17 protein-coding genes and 2 rRNA genes are annotated in these 17,867 nt (G+C 46.2%); 15 read left to right on the top strand and 4 right to left on the bottom strand.

All coding sequences use genetic code 11. The features are described from left to right. From NV381_RS33255 to NV381_RS33270, 4 genes are all read left to right on the top strand, one after another. Positions 1-173 (top strand): 23S ribosomal RNA (locus NV381_RS33255); the annotation flags it as partial. A gap of 133 nt (positions 174-306) precedes the next feature. Next, positions 307-423 (top strand): 5S ribosomal RNA (rrf, locus tag NV381_RS33260). 1,042 nt (positions 424-1,465) lie between these two features. Continuing rightward, a complete protein-coding gene (locus tag NV381_RS33265; RefSeq protein WP_258217671.1) occupies positions 1,466-1,651 on the top strand; it encodes a sigma factor G inhibitor Gin in 186 nt (61 codons plus the stop codon). A 115-nt stretch (positions 1,652-1,766) separates the two neighbouring features. After that, a complete protein-coding gene (locus NV381_RS33270; protein WP_258217613.1) occupies positions 1,767-3,257 on the top strand; it encodes an aminotransferase class I/II-fold pyridoxal phosphate-dependent enzyme in 1,491 nt (496 codons plus the stop codon). A 138-nt stretch (positions 3,258-3,395) separates the two neighbouring features. Here the strand turns inward: NV381_RS33270 and NV381_RS33275 are convergent, their stop codons facing one another. After that, positions 3,396-4,181 (bottom strand): glycosyltransferase family 2 protein, encoded by a 786-nt coding sequence (locus tag NV381_RS33275; protein WP_258217614.1) that lies wholly within the window; start codon positions 4,179-4,181, stop codon positions 3,396-3,398. A gap of 209 nt (positions 4,182-4,390) precedes the next feature. Between NV381_RS33275 and NV381_RS33280 the strand changes: the two genes are divergently transcribed. Then, positions 4,391-5,191, top strand: a complete 801-nt coding sequence (locus tag NV381_RS33280; protein ID WP_258217615.1) for a glycosyltransferase family 2 protein — start codon at positions 4,391-4,393, stop codon at positions 5,189-5,191. Positions 5,192-5,222: 31 nt separating this feature from the next. Beyond that, entirely contained in the window at positions 5,223-6,005 is a 783-nt protein-coding gene (locus tag NV381_RS33285; protein ID WP_258217616.1) for a glycosyltransferase family 2 protein, read from the top strand. A 67-nt stretch (positions 6,006-6,072) separates the two neighbouring features. On the opposite strand, the gene NV381_RS33290 is transcribed toward NV381_RS33285, so the two are convergent. Genes NV381_RS33290 through NV381_RS33300 form a run of 3 tightly spaced genes read right to left on the bottom strand, consistent with a single transcriptional unit; the run spans position 6,073 to position 9,315 of the window. Beyond that, positions 6,073-6,990, bottom strand: a complete 918-nt coding sequence (locus NV381_RS33290) for an NAD-dependent epimerase/dehydratase family protein (protein WP_258217617.1) — start codon at positions 6,988-6,990, stop codon at positions 6,073-6,075. 5 nt (positions 6,991-6,995) lie between these two features. Beyond that, the gene (locus NV381_RS33295; RefSeq protein ID WP_258217618.1) at positions 6,996-8,012 is read right to left on the bottom strand and encodes an NAD-dependent epimerase/dehydratase family protein; all 1,017 of its coding nucleotides are present in this window, start codon (positions 8,010-8,012) and stop codon (positions 6,996-6,998) included. 25 nt (positions 8,013-8,037) lie between these two features. After that, positions 8,038-9,315 carry a nucleotide sugar dehydrogenase gene (locus NV381_RS33300; protein WP_258217619.1) on the bottom strand — a complete coding sequence of 426 codons (1,278 nt, stop codon included), beginning with the start codon at positions 9,313-9,315 and terminating at the stop codon, positions 8,038-8,040. Positions 9,316-9,648: 333 nt separating this feature from the next. Between NV381_RS33300 and NV381_RS33305 the strand changes: the two genes are divergently transcribed. The 9 genes from NV381_RS33305 to yabA all read left to right on the top strand — a co-directional run bounded on the left by NV381_RS33305 (position 9,649) and on the right by yabA (position 17,857). After that, positions 9,649-10,878 carry a glycosyltransferase family 4 protein gene (locus NV381_RS33305; RefSeq protein ID WP_258217620.1) on the top strand — a complete coding sequence of 410 codons (1,230 nt, stop codon included), beginning with the start codon at positions 9,649-9,651 and terminating at the stop codon, positions 10,876-10,878. Between the two features lie 113 nt (positions 10,879-10,991). Continuing rightward, a complete protein-coding gene (locus NV381_RS33310) occupies positions 10,992-12,809 on the top strand; it encodes a glycosyltransferase (RefSeq protein ID WP_258217621.1) in 1,818 nt (605 codons plus the stop codon). 13 nt (positions 12,810-12,822) lie between these two features. Further along, complete coding sequence (locus NV381_RS33315) at positions 12,823-13,674, top strand: dTDP-4-dehydrorhamnose reductase family protein (protein WP_258217622.1); 852 nt, start codon at positions 12,823-12,825, stop codon at positions 13,672-13,674. A gap of 120 nt (positions 13,675-13,794) precedes the next feature. Further along, positions 13,795-14,427 (top strand): dTMP kinase, encoded by a 633-nt coding sequence (gene tmk, locus NV381_RS33320; RefSeq protein ID WP_258217623.1) that lies wholly within the window; start codon positions 13,795-13,797, stop codon positions 14,425-14,427. A gap of 359 nt (positions 14,428-14,786) precedes the next feature. Then, positions 14,787-15,116, top strand: coding sequence for a cyclic-di-AMP receptor (locus NV381_RS33325; protein WP_171656598.1), 330 nt, complete (start codon positions 14,787-14,789; stop codon positions 15,114-15,116). Positions 15,117-15,185: 69 nt separating this feature from the next. Further along, a complete protein-coding gene (locus NV381_RS33330) occupies positions 15,186-15,632 on the top strand; it encodes a YaaR family protein (protein WP_258217624.1) in 447 nt (148 codons plus the stop codon). A 65-nt stretch (positions 15,633-15,697) separates the two neighbouring features. Next, positions 15,698-16,675, top strand: a complete 978-nt coding sequence (gene holB, locus NV381_RS33335; protein ID WP_258217625.1) for a DNA polymerase III subunit delta' — start codon at positions 15,698-15,700, stop codon at positions 16,673-16,675. 1 nt (position 16,676) lies between these two features. Next, positions 16,677-17,480: a PSP1 domain-containing protein gene (locus NV381_RS33340; RefSeq protein ID WP_258217626.1), complete on the top strand. Its 804-nt coding sequence runs from the start codon at positions 16,677-16,679 to the stop codon at positions 17,478-17,480. A 17-nt stretch (positions 17,481-17,497) separates the two neighbouring features. Continuing rightward, positions 17,498-17,857, top strand: a complete 360-nt coding sequence (yabA, locus tag NV381_RS33345) for a DNA replication initiation control protein YabA (protein WP_258217627.1) — start codon at positions 17,498-17,500, stop codon at positions 17,855-17,857. Positions 17,858-17,867 lie beyond the last annotated feature (10 nt).

The raw sequence follows: 17,867 nt of genomic DNA on the forward strand, positions 1-17,867 counted from the left end.
ATAGCTACGTACGGAAGGGATAAGCGCTGAAAGCATCTAAGCGTGAAGCCCCCCTCAAGATGAGATTTCCCAGTATGTAAGACCCCTTGAAGACGACGAGGTTGATAGGTTCGGGGTGGAAGTGCCGCAAGGTATGGAGCTGACGAATACTAATCGGTCGAGGGCTTATCCAAGAATACCTTCACAAGGTGGAGAGAAGCGTTAAAGCCGACTCCGAATACGTTGTGAGGAAACCGTGAAAATATATAGCGTTGCTCAACGCTGCTTGTTTCGGATCTAGTTTTCAAGGAATAACCTTGACATTCGTTTGGTGATGATGGCGGAGGGGAACCACGCGTTCCCATCTCGAACACGACCGTTAAGCCCTCCAGCGCCAATGGTACTTAGACCGCAGGGTCTTGGGAGAGTAGGACGTTGCCAAGCAAACAACAGAAAAAACCTTTTTGGACTTAAACTTAGTCCGAAAAGGTTTTTTTGTTATGTCTCCAAAAAGATGTGCCCGACGACAGTGTTGGGAGGAGGCTAGTCTCAAGAAGGTGGATTTTTACTGAAGCAAGGGGATAGTACCTATAAGAATAAAATTACAAAGGTTTCCTTGTAAACGATTCACCGTTAAGGAGAATATTCCAGGCAGATTTCGGAAAAAGGCGGCTTCCTTTGGGGGAAGCCAGACCTGATGAAACTGCATAACTATGATAGAAAGCAAGAAAGAGTTATAGGTTGTTTAGAGATAGGGTTGTTGTTTAAACCATTCACTATTGTGTGTAACAAGAGGTGTCCTGCTCATTAATTTTTAGAAGGCCATTCTCAATATGGCGCCGAAATCGGAAAAAAATAATAAATCGCGGCAGTAAAATCCAAAAATGAACAAATATTATATGTATAATAAGGTCAAGCGATACCCAGGGGTAGAAGCTGGCGCTAATCACAACAGGGATCCACAACAACTGAAGATGAAGCCTCATTAAACGGTGCATGGCTATGAAATTAGTTGGAACAAATCCGATCCAAGGTAATCGAAGCTGATGCATCCAGTGTGCAAGCCTGCGTTTCTCTTTTAGTTTATAGTACAGGTATATCAAAAGAGTATGTAGAAATGGAATGATAATAAGCCCAATGGGCAGAAAAAATGGCTGCAGATGAATTAAATCCCAGATATAGAGTGCGGCGATTAGGCCCCAGTACATACCGAAATAAACCTTATTGGAGTGAATCCTTTGTAAAAGACGGTAATGATAAACTGTTGATTCCTTGGATAGCTGTTGTTCCCTCACAATAACCTCACTCGTCCATTTTCATAGATTTCTTTAATTATTTATTATATCGGCAGGAAAAGGGTCAAAAATAAGCTTTTGGAACTATGTACGAGCTATTTTCATAAAAATATAGCAGTAAGGTTTACTTTAAGAGAATGAGGACATACTGATAGAAAAGAAGAATAGAGGTGAGTTGTGTGGGAGACCCAATGCTTGAGACTATGACCCATAACTGCATCATCTGCGGGCAAACAAAGGAATACGGCATTATAATTATATCAGAATTTATTTGCGAGGACTGCGAACACGAGATGGTCCAAACCGATGTTATGGATGCCAAGTATTCTTTTTTTATCCATCAAATGAAGCAAATTTTATATAAAAAAGACGCATAGTTCGTCTATGAAAAAAGAACTGCTCTCATCTCGGCGGCTACCCGTTGGTTGAGAGCTTTTTGTTTGTTACAATAGGCTTATACATTTTATTGGTTTGATAGGGAGAATAACTGACATGAATAAACATAAGGCTCCGCTATTTGAGCGGTTAATCGAGCACGCCGGGGGAGAGCACGCCAGCTTCCATGTCCCTGGTCATAAATCAGGACAAGGCTTGGAGGCATCCGCCCGGCCTTATTATGAAGCCATGCTGCGGCTGGACGTGACGGAAATAGCCGGTTTGGATGATCTGCATCATCCAGAAGAGGCGATATTGGAGGCACAACAATTAGCAGCAGACTGCTTTGGGGCTGAGGAAACCTTCTTCCTTGTGAACGGAAGCACGGTAGGTAATCTGGCGATGATTCTTAGCGTCTGTCGACGGGGTGAGCTTCTGCTCGTTCAGAGGGATGTGCATAAATCAGTGATTCATGGACTTATGCTGGCAGGAGCGAGAGCGGTATTTCTAAACCCTGAGGTAGACCCGCAAACAGGTATGACACTTGGTCTGCCGGCTGAAGCAGTAGAACTGGCACTGGATAAGTATCCTGAAGCCAAGGGGCTTCTCATAACACGTCCTAGCTATTATGGAAGGGCTATGCCGCTTGAACCCATTGTGCAGCTTCTTCATGATAGGGAGAAGCCGCTATTAGTGGATGAGGCGCATGGAGCGCATTTCGGATTTCATCCAGCGCTGCCTAAATCGGCGTTATCCTGCGGGGCGGATGTAGTAGTTCAATCAACTCATAAGCTGCTAACATCCATGACTATGGGAGCCATGCTGCATGTACAGGGCAATCTTATTGAGCGGAAGGAAATCAAGCTGTATTTGACGATGCTTCAAAGCTCGAGTCCGTCTTATCCTTTAATGGCAAGCTTGGATATTAGCCGAAAGCAGATGCATACCAATGGTGAAGAGCTTCTAGGACAAGGCATAGCTGTCGTGGAGCAATTTAAGGAAAGAATGAAGGAGCTGAGCAGGTTTGAGCTGCTGGAGACTAAACCGGTGGATTACGGCAGTATCCGTCAAGACCCGTTTAAAGTGATACTGAGGGATCGCGAGGGCTTAATGAGCGGGTTTGAGCTGAAGGATGCACTTGAGGCGCGGGGTTGTTTCGTGGAGCTAGCCGACCCGCAGGCCGTGCTTCTTGTCTTCAGCTTAGCTTCCACACAAACCGATGCGGGCAGGCTAGCTGAGGCATTGGAGAATATAGGGAACACAGCAATTGATGATAGGGCACATCGCACTGAGATCAATGTGGAGCAAGGGCAATCAACTTATACGTATTCCATTGTACCGGGGTTATCTGAGCCTGTTTCGTTCGATGAGCATGTGTACAGGCAAAAAGGGACAGCTCAGCTTCCACTTGAAGAATCAATAGGACAGATGTCGGCCGAGATGATTGTGCCTTATCCTCCGGGAATACCCATTCTATGTCCGGGTGAGCGTATTACAGAGGAAGTGGTTAAATATTTAACCCAATTGGTCAGAATGGGAGCGCGAATCCATGGGATGATTTCCGGGGAGGTACCCATGCTGCCTGTATTAATAGCAGGAAGAGAATAATAGCAGGATTGCTCACAAACGAGCTCGTTCCTTAAAGAACAGGGCAGCCGTATATATTTGGAATAAAAAGTGGGGATTCTTGTTTTAGTGTTGGCCAAAAGAATCCCCTTTTGCTTTTGATTTCCACGATATGAGGCTTTACTTTTCCCTTAAATTGGCCAAATAAATCCAGCCATCATTGTTTATACCGAATTCAGGCTCGTATACGTCACCCCAGCGTACCAAAGCATCTCTTATATTCCACTCCGTAATATGCTGATAAACCTCGAACAAATGGGTTTGATTGGCGCCATGTCTCCGGTGATAGTATAGTGGAACGTCAATCCAATGAAACCGGAACTTTTCTATCAGTCTTGTTAGTACGCGTTTATCCTCCATGAATCTTCCATTATAAGGGTCGTCCGTTGGCCAGCCGCCGATTGCTCTCAATGCGGATGTGCGGTAAAATCTTGGCCATTGGGACACGTTGGCTTGCAAATAGTCATAAGGATCGCTAAAAGAGCGATTTTTCATTAGAAAGCTGTTGACCGCTTCCCCCTGTTCATTCTCCATGATCACATTGATATTTCCGCTAATTAATCCAACCTTTTCGGATACGTTTTCCGCTTCTGCCATCAATATTTCTAAAGCATTCGGATACAGCCAGTCGTCTGCGTCCAGTTGTATCAGGTAAGGCGTAGTGGTTAATGTTAGCCCGATGTTCATACATTCGGATTGCCCCATGTTGACTTCGTTTTGTACCAGCTTGACTCTTTTGTTGTCAATGTACTCCTCGACCAAGGAAAGACTATGGTCTGTTGATGCATCATCTACGATGATGATTTTCCATCCTTTATACGTCTGCAAAAACACACTGTCCAATGCTTCGATTAAATAGCGCGCCGGATTGTACGAAGGGATAACAACAGTTACTTCAGCCTTCATGGATAGGTTCACCTCGAACATAGTTTGAATTTCTACTTCCCCATTCTATGTATATAAGAGATAGCTAGTAACGGCAGAAGTGGAGGCCAGATAGTTTTTCCATTCCAAACAACAGACCGAGATAGGCTTGGAGCCGCCCAAACTAATTGCTGCTGATCACATATTATGAAGCTAAGGGATATTTTCGATAGGTGTGGGGTGGGGAAGCTATGAAAAGTAAGGTAACGGTGCTAATTCCATTTTATAACAGCGGACCTTATCTTGTTGAAGCCATCAAAAGTGTGTTCCAACAAACCTATGAGGACTGGCAATTGATCCTGATTGACGATGCTTCTACAGAAGAATACCTGTCTTCCATTCAAAAGTACTTGAAGGATGACCGGGTAAGACTGATCCGGCATCTATGGAACCTGGGCCAATCTATGAGCCTGAATAAAGGTCTGGCTTATACTAAGACACCTTACCTGTTGCAGCTGGACAGCGATGATTTGTTAGTTCCGGAGGCTTTGGAGGTACTGTTAAATGAAGCAAGGGATCAACCGGAGCAGGTTGGCTTGATTTGTAGTAATTTACTTGTTTTTTATGAGGATGAACAGGGTGAGATTACAAAAACGATAACAAAAAGAGGCGCAGCCTTTGATGATCGTTACTCTTTTTTGATGGCTAACACTTCCTTATGTCCTAGGTTTTACAAGGTTTCAGCTTTGCATGACATTGGCGGGTGGCCAGTGGACGACCCTTACGAGGGAAGGTACCGGGAAGATATGCTTACGCTATACCGCCTCATAGAGGATTATCATTTTCATTGGGTCGATAAGACTCTCTATAAGCATCGGATTCATCAAAACAACCATACACGTCAAGTGGATACTTACACGGAAGTAATGGAATGGAGCGTCAGGAATGCTCTGCAACGATGGGGTGACTTGTACGAGCCTGCGTTTGAGAAAACGGAGGGTGGCTGGAAAAGAATTTCCTTTTTGGAACTTAAAAAACAAGAAAATGAATAGCCAGAGGTGATCACCTGATGGATTCAAAAAAGTGACGGTCGTTGTCCCTACTTATAACAAGCAAAAATTTATTGCGCAAACGCTAGCATCGATTGGACGGCAAACCTTTCAAGACTGGCAGATCCTTATGATTGATGATGCTTCAACGGACAATACGCTGCATCAAGCCAAACAGTATGCCGACCCGGATCGCACTCGAATTGTGGAGCTTCAAGAGAACAAAGGAATTTGCCATGTACTTAATCACGCACTGGAGTATATAGATACGAAATATTTTGTCCAGGTGGATGGGGATGATTGGTTAGAACCGGATACGTTGCGTGCTCTCTATGAAGCGATGGAAAAAGAGAGCGAGACTACGGCGTTGGCCTATGCTAACAGCGCTCAATGGAACCATGGAAATAACGTAGATCATTTTGGGAGCATTCGGCAGCATCACTTGTTCAGGAACCGATATGATTTTGCCACATATCCTAGGATGGTTCAGCCCCGATTTTACCGTACTAAATGTGTTCGGGAGGTAGGTGGCTGGGAAACGGATGATCTGACACAGGGCAGGATGCTGGAGGATCGACGAATTTTGCTGCGCTTGTTAGATCAGTATGAATATGCTTTTGTTAACCGGATTTTGTACCATTTTCGAACCTATGAAGACAATCTAAGTGCTGATAAAAATGCTGCACAGTATAATCAGGTCATTCAATATTTTACGGATAAGGCTCTTGAACGTTGGGGAGGAAAGTTCAAAGCACAGTATAAGGGACCCATCGATAGCTGGCAAAAGGTAGTGTTGGCTCCTACGAATCTGGAATGAAAAATATCCCTGCTGAACAGCTTTCCTATTTGTAAGGAAGCTTGCTCAGCAGGGATATTTGCGTTTGCTATGAATCACTCATGACATGACGATAGGTTTCTTCTAAACCGAGCCGCAGTGTGTATATGGGTGACCAGCCGAGTGAGGAGGCTATGCATGAGTTATCCAGACAGCTATGCCGGATATCTCCCAGACGTTCCGCAGCATAGACAAGCTCAAGCGGAGCCCCATGGATGCGCTGCAATTCGGCTGCGACTGTGTTCACGGAGGTGCGGATAGCCGTCGAGACGTGAAGAGTCTCCTGATCGCCGCGGTGGATGGCAGCGAGATTCGCGCGTACAACGTCGTGTACGCAGACGAAATCTCTTGTTTGTTCACCGTCGCCAAACACAATCATCGGTTTTTTATGGAGCAGCCGTTCCATAAAAATCGCAACAACGCCACCTTCTCCTTTGGGAGTTTGCCGGGGGCCGTAAACATTGGCATATCTGAGCACCGTGTACGACAAGCCGTATAACTCGCGATATACCCGTAAGTAGGCCTCGGGAGTATACTTGGATATGCCGTAATAGGATATAGGGATAATAGGGTCAGTCTCCTTCACCATAGATGCGGCATTATCACCGTAAACCGCACAAGAGGAGGCATAGACTACTTTGCGCACCCCGGCAAGCCGACAAGCCTCAAGCACATTCACAGTGCCGGCGATGTTGATGCCTGCATCGTTAGCAGGCTCTTTGACGGAATGCTGTACATCGACTTGAGCCGCGTGATGAAAGACCAGCTCCGGACGAATTCGCTGGATGGCCTCTATAGCTTCCTGACTTCGGATATCCATAATATGCAGAAGAGCCTGAGGGTGAACGTGAGAACGGATTCCTGTGCTCAAGTTGTCAATTACATGTACCTCAGCACCATGCGCAATCAAAGCATCCGTAAGATGAGAGCCAATAAATCCGGCTCCGCCTGTCACCAAAATTTTCATTGGTTTCACCTGCCCTCGCCTGAATCCGTGAAAGTCTTTGCCGCAGCAGCAGCACCAGCTTCGGCTTCGGCTTGGTACCAAGCGATGGTCCGCATTAAGCCCTCATCCAACGTGACTCCAGGCTCGTAGCCGAGAACATTACGAGCTCTGGTTAAGTCAGGAATTCGGGCATGCATATCCTCATAACCAGGGCCGTAAGCGTCATTGTATGATTTAAGTACAACTTTAGATTTTGAACCGGTCAATGCAATGATTTTTTGGGCAAGCTCCATGATGGTAATACGATGGCTGGAGCCGATATTGACGGCAAGTCCGTTGGCAGACGGTGTTATAGCGGCTATTGTTCCTTTTACCGTATCATCAATATAGGTGAAGCAGCGCGATTGGGTTCCGTCACCGTGCACTTCAAGCGGACGGTCGGCCAAAGCGGCTTGTATAAAACGGGGAACTACCATCCCGTATTGGGTATTCGTTTGTCCAGGCCCGTATGCATTGAAATAACGGAGCACCGTGACGGGCAAGCCTTTTTGCGCGTAGCCGAAGCATAGATGCTCATCCAATGATTTGGCGGTGGCATAACACCAACGATGAATCGATGACGTTCCATAGACACGGTCAGAGGCTTCGTGGAACGGGAGATTTTCATTTTTTCCATAAATTTCGGATGTGGAAGCGAATATGACTTTAAGCCCCCTCGAATAGGCAAGCTCCAGAATGTTGCGTGTTCCGTCTATATTACCCTCAATCACTTTAATAGGATTATCGACCGTGTTTTTTACCCCAAGTACGGCTGCCAAATGAAAGATGACGTCTACATGATCCATCAAAATGGCCAAGGTGCCGCGGTCAAGCACCGAGCCATTTACAAAGGTATGATGCTTATGCTGAAGTACGTCTTTTAGATAGGTAGTCCGCCCTGTTGATAAATCATCCAGACTCCATATATCATGCCCTGCCTCAAGCAATTGCTTTACCAAGTTGGAGCCGATGAAGCCTGCACCGCCTGTGACCAATATGTTCAAAGTCAAACCTCTCCTTTTGTGGGATTTACAGCATGATCACGTTACTTCGGTCCAGCAATTTACTTGTCGCATTACGGGTATCAATGACAATGGAAGAATGAGCGACAATTAGATTGTAAGGGAGATTGGAATGATCGGTTAGGATGAGCGTACATTTATGCTTCTTCACATTTTTGGCCGTAAGGGGCAAAGATTTGTAGATTTTATCGCCTATCTGCAGCTGATCGAAGTACGGATCATAGTAATTCACCAGGACTCCAAGCTCAGCCAGCTGTTTTATTATCGGAATGGCGGTCGAATCGCGAAGGTCGTTGACATCTTTTTTATAAGTAACGCCAACTACAAGCACACTGCTCTCGGACAGCGGAATGCCTTGCAAGCTTTTCTTCACACGTTCTACCACATAGGCCGGCATCGCCTCATTCACTTCATGGGATCGTTCGATAAATGGTATATCCTGGTTAAGGGTCCTTGCCTTCCAAAGTAAATATAAAGGATCTATAGGGATGCAATGACCGCCAATACCTGGCCCCGGATAGTAAGGGGTAAACCCGTATGGTTTGGTACTGGCCGCTGCGACGACCTCCCATAGATTAATGTTCATCTCCTCGCAAAGGGGAAGGAGCTCATTCATAAAGGAAATGTTGACAAAACGCTGGCAGTTTTCAAGCAGCTTCGTCATTTCCGCCGTTCGCGGGGAAGATACAAGAACAACCCGGTCGAAAGCAGAGCCATAAACTTCTTCTGCAAAAGCAGTACATCGCGGAGTTACACCGCCTACGATCTTCGGAATGGAGTGAAGCGGAAAGGCCTTTTGCCCAGGATCTATTCTTTCGGGTGAATAGGCCAAGCTGATATGCTTGCCGATTTCGAATCCGCGTGATTCAATCAATGGCTGCAGCTCATCTTCTGTTGTACCCGGGTATGTGGAGCTTTCAAGGACAATCAATTGTCCTACATGAAGATAAGGCAGGCAGCTGCGCATAGCTCCGGTTACATAGGTGAGATCAGGCTGTGCCTGTTCATTAAGCGGTGTTGGTACACATATGATGACGACATCCGTTTCTGAGATCACTTCAAATGAGCTGCCAGCATGAAAGGTGCCTCTCGCGAACATTTCTTTCATTTCTGCTCTTGTGAAGTCGGATAAATAGGGTTGATGTTTGTTCAACTTATCTAGCTTTCTTTCATCCAAGTCAATACCATAAACGGTATGGCCTCGTTCCAAGAACAGCTTTGCGAGAGGAAGACCGACATAACCAAGCCCGATCACAGCGATCCTATACGTGGTACTTTGTTTCACCTCTGGCACTCTCCCTTTTATATTTCGTAATTACTGTTCCATCCTACGCACTCGCTATGATTTTCGTAATAGATTACAGCCTGTATGATCAAAAAATGGTAGAGTGACCCGAGTTTGTCTGACCATCTGTCTAAGTTGGATGATTCCGGTTGTTAGATTCACACGATTTACTTTATAAGTGGATATTTTAAGAGAGATTGCACCCGAACTAAATGAGTAAATGTCACAAGCTGCCCTGCAGAAAAATGGTCATCTATCCCTATCCTCCTCAAATCTTCTGACATACACTTATATGGACTTCTAAATGGAAGGAAGATCATCATGAGAATCCTTATGGCTACATCTTGGGGTCTTCCGTTAGTAGGCGGTATACAAACCCATTTGCATTATTTGAAGCAAGGGCTGGAACAGCAGGGGCACATCGTGGATATACTCTCCAAGACTCCTGATGAGAGCGGCTGGTATATTGTGAATAAGCCAGAGACTGTTTTGGTCAAAAGCAGCATCCAGCCAATGATTCGTGTCAAGCTGGAGCATTATTGGGAGGAGCGATTTCCGGTACTGCATCCTATGATTAAGGAGCTGGAGCTGGATCGCTGCTGTTACGAAGTGGCCGCCGCATACTTTAATGTTAAAAAATATGATCTTCTCCACGCCCATGATGTAGTTTCAGCTAAAGCTCTTGCCCGGGTTAAGCATTCGGGAACGGCTTTAGTAACTACCTTACACGGCTGTTTGGCTACGGAGTGGTTTTCTCAGCTGAAGGAAGCGGGTAGGCTGCCTGAAGCTGATCCGACCGGAGAGCTCTGGTCGTATACCATGCTTCGTGAGCAGCAAGGCGTAATGTGCAGCGATGCGGTAATTTCACCAACGCAATGGTTAAAGAACACCATGATGCAGCACTTTCATATCCCAGGGGAGCGAATGCATATCGCTTCTTATGGAATGGATATAGATTCTTTCCTTGGGCAGTTGGAGAAAAGAACCGACATCAAGCGTCCGGAAGGGAAAAAAGTGATCATTTGCACAGCGAGATTCGATGTGGTCAAAGGGCATATGAATTTACTCAAAAGCCTGTCAAGGCTTAAGGGGGAGCGTAGGGACTGGGTGTGCTGGTTGGCTGGCGAGGGGGCCCTTGAAGGCAAGCTGCGGGAGGCGACGGAGGCACTTGGCCTGAAGGATCACATCCTTTTTCTGGGCAACCGTCATGATGTTCCTGCGCTGTTGAAGCTGTCTGATTTGTTTGTGTTCCCGAGTCTTCAGGATAATCATCCGCAGGCGGTCATGGAAGCGCAGGTTGCCGGTGTTGCTCTTGTCGTATCCGATGCAGGGGGAATACCGGAGATGGTAACTCACCGGCAGACGGGGCTTATGTTCTCTGCCGGCAACGAGGAGCAGCTGCTGCAGCAGCTGCGTGCCGCATTAAGCAGCTCTGCGCTATGTTCAAGCTTAGCTGCACAAGCGAGGAATTGGGGGCGGGAGCGCTGGTCGCTTCAGCGAATGGTCGATCCTACCCTCGCCATTTATAGGAAGGCTATGCGCCATAAGAGAAAGGGTAGGTAGAGTCCTCTGGGGAGATCCGTTAGATGCTGGAGAGACTAGGCTCCCTTGGGAAAGCTCTGCAAATGCTTACGAAGACAGCTTTCCTATGGAAAGCTCGCAGGAGGTGATTTAGGATGCAGGAGGCAATCATTAAGCGTTGGGGCAGTTGGGAACGGATGAAAGTAATGTTGTTTTCCCATATGTGCGGGGACCAATTCATGACCGGAGCTGAAAAATCGTTATTAATGCTGGTACAGGAGCTGTCACCCTATCTGGATTGTGTGCTGGTTGTTCCCGAAAAGGGTATTCTTTCCTCAGCAGCTGCAAAATTAGAAATTAAAGTTATTGAACAAAGCTATCCTTTATTATGGTCTTTGTATGAGCCCGAAGGAACACTTCGTCAGCAAGCAGTGCGCATAGGAAACAGCGAGGGCTATGGAGAACTGCTGGAGCTTTTGCTGCTTCAGGCCCCCGACCTGGTTATTGTTAATACATGCGTGAATATTTTGCCTGCTATGGCTGCTAAAAAGCTGGGAATACCCGTTGCTTGGTTGATTACGGAAAAAATCAATGAGAACGCTTGGACTCCGCTCGCGGTAGAGCAAATTGACCGATATTCCGATTGGATCATCGGAATATCCAAAACGGTTCGCCTGCCATTCGAGCATCGGGATATCGAACATAAATGGCATCTTCTCCCTCCAGTCTGGCGTGAGGAAGTGTACCATCCCGAAACCTGGGATGATCAGTCTCAAAGCCAGAGACAAAGATTGGGTATCGGTGAGTCCAATCCGGTGGTAGGCTTTATTTCCGCAAGCCTGCACAAGCAGAAGGGATTGGAGCATTTCATCAAGATGGCACTCGAGGTGGGGAAATCCCGGCCCGATGTCCGTTTTCTGATCGCTGGAGGCGAAGGGGACTACTTAGATGAAGGGATGAAGCTGATAGAAGCATCCGGTTATAGAGATCGTTTCCTGATCACCGGATTTGAGAGTCGACTGGAGAGAATTTATCCTGTTATCGACATTCTTGTCGTCCCCAGCTTGGTGGATGAAGGCTTTGGCCTTACTGCGTTGGAGGGCTTGGGCTTTGGGAAAACCGTTATCGCTTACCGATCCGGAGGCTTGGAGGAAATTTTAATGTCCACAGGCCAAGGGAGCGGATTGGTTTCCAAAAAAGATCTGGATAGCCTTATTCACCATGTGTTGGAACGGCTTTCGGATACAGGTGCGTCAGCACAGCTGCAGCGTCAAGCGGTCATGGATGTTTATGGCTTGAGAGCCTATCGAAGCCGATTGAAGCCTCTCCTTCGTCAATTTCGCAGCAAGGCTGGCGAGGCGCTTGAAAACATACAATCAAGTCTCGAACCTGTACCCAATGAAGGTGGTCTATATGCCGGAGTGCAATCCCCAGTTGTATTTGTTGTTGAGAATGGAAAAAAGAGACATATTCCTACACCAGACAGCTTTGAAGCTTGCGGGTATCGGTGGGAAGATGTGATCCAGGTTCCAGAAGCGTGGTTACTTGGTATCCCGAACGGGACTCCTCTCTCATCGGACGCACCTGCAGCTCGTCTTACTCATTCGGAGGAAGCACGTACTGATTCAACGCCTCCAACACCTTCGAACATTCCTGTACCCGAGGTGACCGGTCCTACAATCCAGCAGCAACCAGTTATTCAAGCCCCGCCGCGGTCACAGAGTCCCCCCTCTCAATCGAAACCTCTTTTATTTACTCATAAAAGGGCAGGCAAGAAGCGCAAGCGAACCGCCCGAGGCCGAAGACTGGTGAAACGCCGGCTAAGTTCGTCACGGATCATCAGGCGTGCAAGGAAAGTGGCGCCATCCCGAAGAAAACGGAAGCTGCATTTTAAGATAAGCCATAGGAGGAAATCATTCATGTCATCCAAAAGAATCCGCTCTACAAGGCGGAAGACTCTGAAGAAGCTTTAAAGGTGATACTATTATGAGAATATTAATCCTTGGCGGTCATGAAATGGCAGGTCATATGTTATTTAATTACTTATCCCGCTGCTCCCCTTATGAGCTGTTTTATACAGCAACGGAACTGCATCCCAAAGTAAAGCCGGAGAGGGCTCTCTTCTGGGATCCGGAGGATATGGTGATGGTGGAAAAGCTGGTCGCTCTGGTTCGTCCCAATGTTATCGTGAATTCAAGCGGCGTCTGGTACGATTTGGCACGTCAGCAAGAGATCTCGGCTTACCGGATTAACGCTCTGCTGCCGCATCAGCTGGCAAAGCTTGCAGAACGCTATGGAGCTCGACTGGTGCAGATTAGCTCGGATGGTGTATTTGAAGGGAGCAGAGGGAATTACGAGGAAATTCATGTGCCTGATGGAACAAGTGTGTTTGCCAAAACCAAGGCATTGGGGGAAGTGAAGGCTCCCCATGTGACCATTAGGGTATCGATGTTTGGGCCGGAGCTGGTAAATGAGCCTGTTGGTTTATTCGAATGGTTTATGCGTCAACGGGGAGGCGTCAAGGGCTTCGTCAATGTAGCATGGAATGGAGTAACAACACTGGAATTAGCTAAATTTATTTGTTTTCTGATAGAAAAGCAGCCCAGGCTTAATGGGATTATTCACCTTACAGGCAAGGAAATGGTCAGTAAATACAACTTGCTGGAGCAATGTCGAGTTGTTTTCAAAAAGAGGGATGTCCAGATTAAACCAAATGATGTTATTGACCTTGACAGGACGTTGAAAAGCACGCGCTCTATACAATATGAAACCCCTACGATCAAACAAATGCTTGAAGAGCTTCGCGATTGGATGAACAGCTCCATGAACCCCTCTTAACGGAGGGGCTCTTTCATTATCGGCACAAACCCATTATAATAATGGTAAACTTGAAGGGGTTTTAAGGGAAGTTTTTTTACAGAGTATGATCCACAAAATGAATGGAGAATATATATAGATATGCAAAAAGGGTACTTTTTTACCGTAGAGGGATGTGAGGGAGCTGGAAAAACTTCCGTCATTACCTTGGCCAGCGAATATCTTGCTTCGAAAGGCTATGAGATCGTTACTTCCCGTGAGCCGGGCGGAATAGAAATTGCCGAACAAATAAGATCGGTTATTTTAGATAAAAAAAATACGTTAATGGACGGACGCACTGAAGCTTTACTATATGCAGCAGCAAGAAGGCAGCACCTGGTAGAAAAGATCGTACCGTCTCTGCTTGCAGGTAAGATAGTGATATGCGACCGGTTTATCGACAGCAGCCTGGCCTATCAAGGGTATGCGAGAGGCTTGGGCATTCAAGAGGTATTGGCAATTAACAACTTTGCGATAGATAATGTGTTGCCCGATTTAACGCTATATTTGGACGTTGATCCGCAAGTTGGACTTAAACGTATTCATGCCCATGAGGATAGAGAGATTAATAGACTTGATTTAGAATCATTAGCGTTCCATCAACAGGTTCGTGAGGGTTATTTGGAGGTTGAAAAGCTTTTTCCCAATCGAATTGTTAAAGTGGACGCGAACCATCATATAGAAGAAGTATTTGAACGCGTGAAGCAGGCTCTTAAGCTATTTCTGAAGATTTAAGAAGCGGGTCATGACTTTAACTGTACAGGCTGTCCTTTTATGGTCAGCTTTTTATTTTATCGGCATATTTGCAGCACCATGGTAAACCCCTTGCTCGAGGTCCGAACCTGGAAGGCATTTTCTTCATATACTATAGATAGACGGGTTGGAGCAGCCGTTCTGGTAACCACGAATAGTTTGAAGCGGAAAACATTTCTCATCTTTTGGGACCGCTTCCTTAGGTAAGCAGGAATTATGAGTACTTATGTCAAATTATTAGAGTAGTGGTTTTATAAAATAGCCGCTTCGTGAACTCGCACTACTATCATACTTTAATGAAGAAAAAAGTCGTCTCATAAACGTTAAAGGAGGGCAATGCCATGAAATTAGTTGTTGCCGTAGTACAGGATAAAGACAGTAACCGTCTCTCTAATGCTTTGATTAAAGATGGTTTTCGGGCAACGAAATTAGCAAGTACAGGTGGCTTCTTACGCGCCGGTAATACGACCTTTATGATCGGAATAGAAGACGAACGTATTAGCGAAGTCATGCAGGTGATCAAAACGAATTGTAAGATTCGTGAGCAAATGGTAACACCGGTATCCCCCATGGGCGGCACTACGGATTCATATATCCCTTTCCCTGTCGAGGTACAGGTTGGCGGCGCAGCAGTATTCGTGCTTCCGGTTGAAAGGTTTGAGCATTTCTAAGATCGACCCCGTTCTCAAAGGATAGCGCAGCCGTGTATCCTTGAAAGAACAGAAAGGTTGGACACCAGCGTGAAAATAAATCCCGGCATACGTACTTTCGGCAAAGAAATTCAGCGCAGTGAAAGTTCATCCACTCAGCAGCTGCAAAATAAATCATTCTCCGATATGATGCAGAATCAGGACGAAAGAGCGTCACAGGAACAGCTGCAGCGCATTTTACAGCAGATCAGCATGCAGGGCGATAGGCTGGCCAAGTCTATGACGGTGCGCGAGCTGCGCCAGTATAAGCTGCTCGTCAAACAGTTTCTGGAGGAAACGGCACGCCGCGGCGTTCAACTTCGCGATACGAGGGGTTGGGATCGCCGTGGGCGCGCCAAACGTTACAAGCTGCTTGAGGAAGTGGATCAACAGCTGCTCATGATGGCTGATGACATGCTGGAGAGTGAGCAGGGACGTATCGATTTGCTTCATAAAATCGGCGAGATTCGAGGCATGCTGATTAATCTTACTTTTTAACTTTAATATTGGCTAAATGCATTATACATCTATAGATAATTAGGAAAGGATTTAATGGACCCGAGATGTCTTTTCAATCCATACCAGGGCAAGATCGTGTTAAACGTATATTACAAAACAGTTTGCGTACAGATAAAGTTTCGCATGCCTATATTTTTACAGGCCCTTCCGGCACAGGGCGGAGGCAGATGGCGCTTGCTTTTGCTCAAGCGCTCTACTGCCAGGTGCTGCCTGACGATGCTTGCGGGGAATGCTTGGACTGCCGCAAGGTAGAGCATGGCAATCACCCGGACCTTCATTGGGTGAAGCCGGACGGCGCATCGATCAAGATTGAACAAATTCGCGAGCTGCAAAAGCAGTTTTCATATCGTGCGGTTGCTTCAGGACTAAAAATGTATGTGCTCGAGAATGCCGATACAATGACCGTGCAGGCGGCTAACAGCCTGTTGAAATTTTTAGAGGAACCAACCTCTCGTGTCGTAGCGATACTGATTACGGATAATGGACAAGCTCTTTTACCGACTATCCGGTCGAGATCCCAATGGGTTCCTTTTGCACCGCTTAATCGTCAGTTGATGGTAGCTGCTCTTCAATCCGAAGGCCATTCTTCTGTGCTAATTCAGGCCGCTGTTCGCCTGGCTGCAGGCACGGATGCCGCTCGTGAACTTATTCAAGGAAATGGGTTTGCAGAAATAAGAAACCTAGTGATACAATTGACTAAGGAAAGCTTGACCCGATTGCCGACGGCTATGCTTACAGCGCAGCAAAAGATGGCTAAATCGGAGCTTTCGGACCAGCTTCCTATGTTTATGGATATGCTGATTCTTTGGCTTAAAGATATGGTACGGCTAAGTCTCGGTGATCGAAACGATTTGGTTTATGCAGACCAAACGGAATGGATGGCAGGACAATCCCTGTCTTATGATATGAAGCACTGGGTAACCTGCTTGGATCAAGCGATTGAATTGCAAAAAAGACTCCGCTTTCACGCTAACCCGCAGCTTGTGCTGGAAAAAATGTTAATGCAACTGAAGGGGGTGTAGCATGTACTCAGTGGTTGGCGTTCGCTTTAAAAAAGCGGGTAAAATATATTATTTTGATCCTATTGATCTACCTGTAGACAATGAAAGTGCGGTTATCGTTGAAACGGCTCGTGGGATAGAATACGGAAGAGTGGTTATCGGCAAACGGACGGTGCAGGAATCAGATGTTGTGTTGCCTTTGAAGAAAGTGATTCGGATTGCAGATCAGACGGACGCCCAGCTTGTAGAAGATAATAAGTCGGCGGCCAAGAACGCTTTTGCATTATGTCAGGAAAAAATTAAAGATCATCAATTGAAGATGAAGTTGGTAGATGTTGAATATACATTTGACCGCAATAAAATTATTTTTTACTTCACGGCCGAAGGAAGAGTTGATTTCCGGGAGCTGGTAAAAGATTTGGCGGGTGTGTTCCGTACACGGATTGAACTGCGGCAAATTGGAGTTCGTGATGAAGCCAAGATGCTGGGAGGAATCGGTCCTTGCGGCCGTATCTTATGTTGTTCTTCCTTTTTAGGTGATTTTGAACCGGTTTCCATTAAAATGGCGAAGGATCAGAATCTATCATTAAATCCTACGAAAATTTCCGGACTTTGCGGCCGGTTAATGTGCTGCTTGAAATATGAGCACGATAATTATGAAAGTGCCAAAGAGGACGTGCCGCGAGTAGGCAGTGATGTCATTACTTCGTTAGGTAATGGTCGCGTGGTGTCGCTGAACATTGGTGGGCGAATAGCCAAAGTACAGATTTACGAGTTAGGAAAAGTAATGGATCTTTCCTTTGACGATGTGGTAGCGCAGCATTAAGCTTTTGAGGTGAGCGTGTGGATAAACGGGACGTTTTTGTGCAAATCGATCAGTTGGAAAAACAGATGGGTACCATATATGCGGAATTAGGTCAGATGAAACAGCAAATTATTGAGCTTTTGGAAGAGAATAAAAGATTAAGCATAGAAAATCAGCAGCTGCGCAAGGTGCTGAAGAAGGATGCCAGCCCAGTAAACACAGGGGTGCCACTCGTGCCTATTACGGCAGCGCAAGCACAAGCCAAAGAAATTACGGGTGTTGGCCACGATAATTTAGCTAAGCTGTACCACGAAGGCTTCCATATATGCAACGTTTATTACGGACATTTACGAACAGAAGGAGACTGCTTGTTCTGCATGTCATTTCTAAATAAATAACTGCATGTGC

It is taken from the genome of Paenibacillus radicis (ex Xue et al. 2023), assembly GCF_024722015.1.
Lineage (GTDB): Bacteria > Bacillota > Bacilli > Paenibacillales > NBRC-103111 > Paenibacillus_S.

What these genes read in the sequence shown, in the direction of transcription:
- NV381_RS33265 (WP_258217671.1), top strand. Translation starts at nt 1,466, where the DNA reads ATGCTTGAGACTATGACCCATAACTGCATCATCTGCGGGCAAACAAAG.
- NV381_RS33270 (WP_258217613.1), top strand. Translation starts at nt 1,767, where the DNA reads ATGAATAAACATAAGGCTCCGCTATTTGAGCGGTTAATCGAGCACGCC.
- NV381_RS33275 (WP_258217614.1), bottom strand. Translation starts at nt 4,181, where the DNA reads ATGAAGGCTGAAGTAACTGTTGTTATCCCTTCGTACAATCCGGCGCGC.
- NV381_RS33280 (WP_258217615.1), top strand. Translation starts at nt 4,391, where the DNA reads ATGAAAAGTAAGGTAACGGTGCTAATTCCATTTTATAACAGCGGACCT.
- NV381_RS33290 (WP_258217617.1), bottom strand. Translation starts at nt 6,990, where the DNA reads ATGAAAATTTTGGTGACAGGCGGAGCCGGATTTATTGGCTCTCATCTT.
- NV381_RS33305 (WP_258217620.1), top strand. Translation starts at nt 9,649, where the DNA reads ATGGCTACATCTTGGGGTCTTCCGTTAGTAGGCGGTATACAAACCCAT.
- NV381_RS33310 (WP_258217621.1), top strand. Translation starts at nt 10,992, where the DNA reads ATGCAGGAGGCAATCATTAAGCGTTGGGGCAGTTGGGAACGGATGAAA.
- NV381_RS33315 (WP_258217622.1), top strand. Translation starts at nt 12,823, where the DNA reads ATGAGAATATTAATCCTTGGCGGTCATGAAATGGCAGGTCATATGTTA.
- tmk (WP_258217623.1), top strand. Translation starts at nt 13,795, where the DNA reads ATGCAAAAAGGGTACTTTTTTACCGTAGAGGGATGTGAGGGAGCTGGA.
- NV381_RS33325 (WP_171656598.1), top strand. Translation starts at nt 14,787, where the DNA reads ATGAAATTAGTTGTTGCCGTAGTACAGGATAAAGACAGTAACCGTCTC.
- holB (WP_258217625.1), top strand. Translation starts at nt 15,698, where the DNA reads ATGTCTTTTCAATCCATACCAGGGCAAGATCGTGTTAAACGTATATTA.
- NV381_RS33340 (WP_258217626.1), top strand. Translation starts at nt 16,677, where the DNA reads ATGTACTCAGTGGTTGGCGTTCGCTTTAAAAAAGCGGGTAAAATATAT.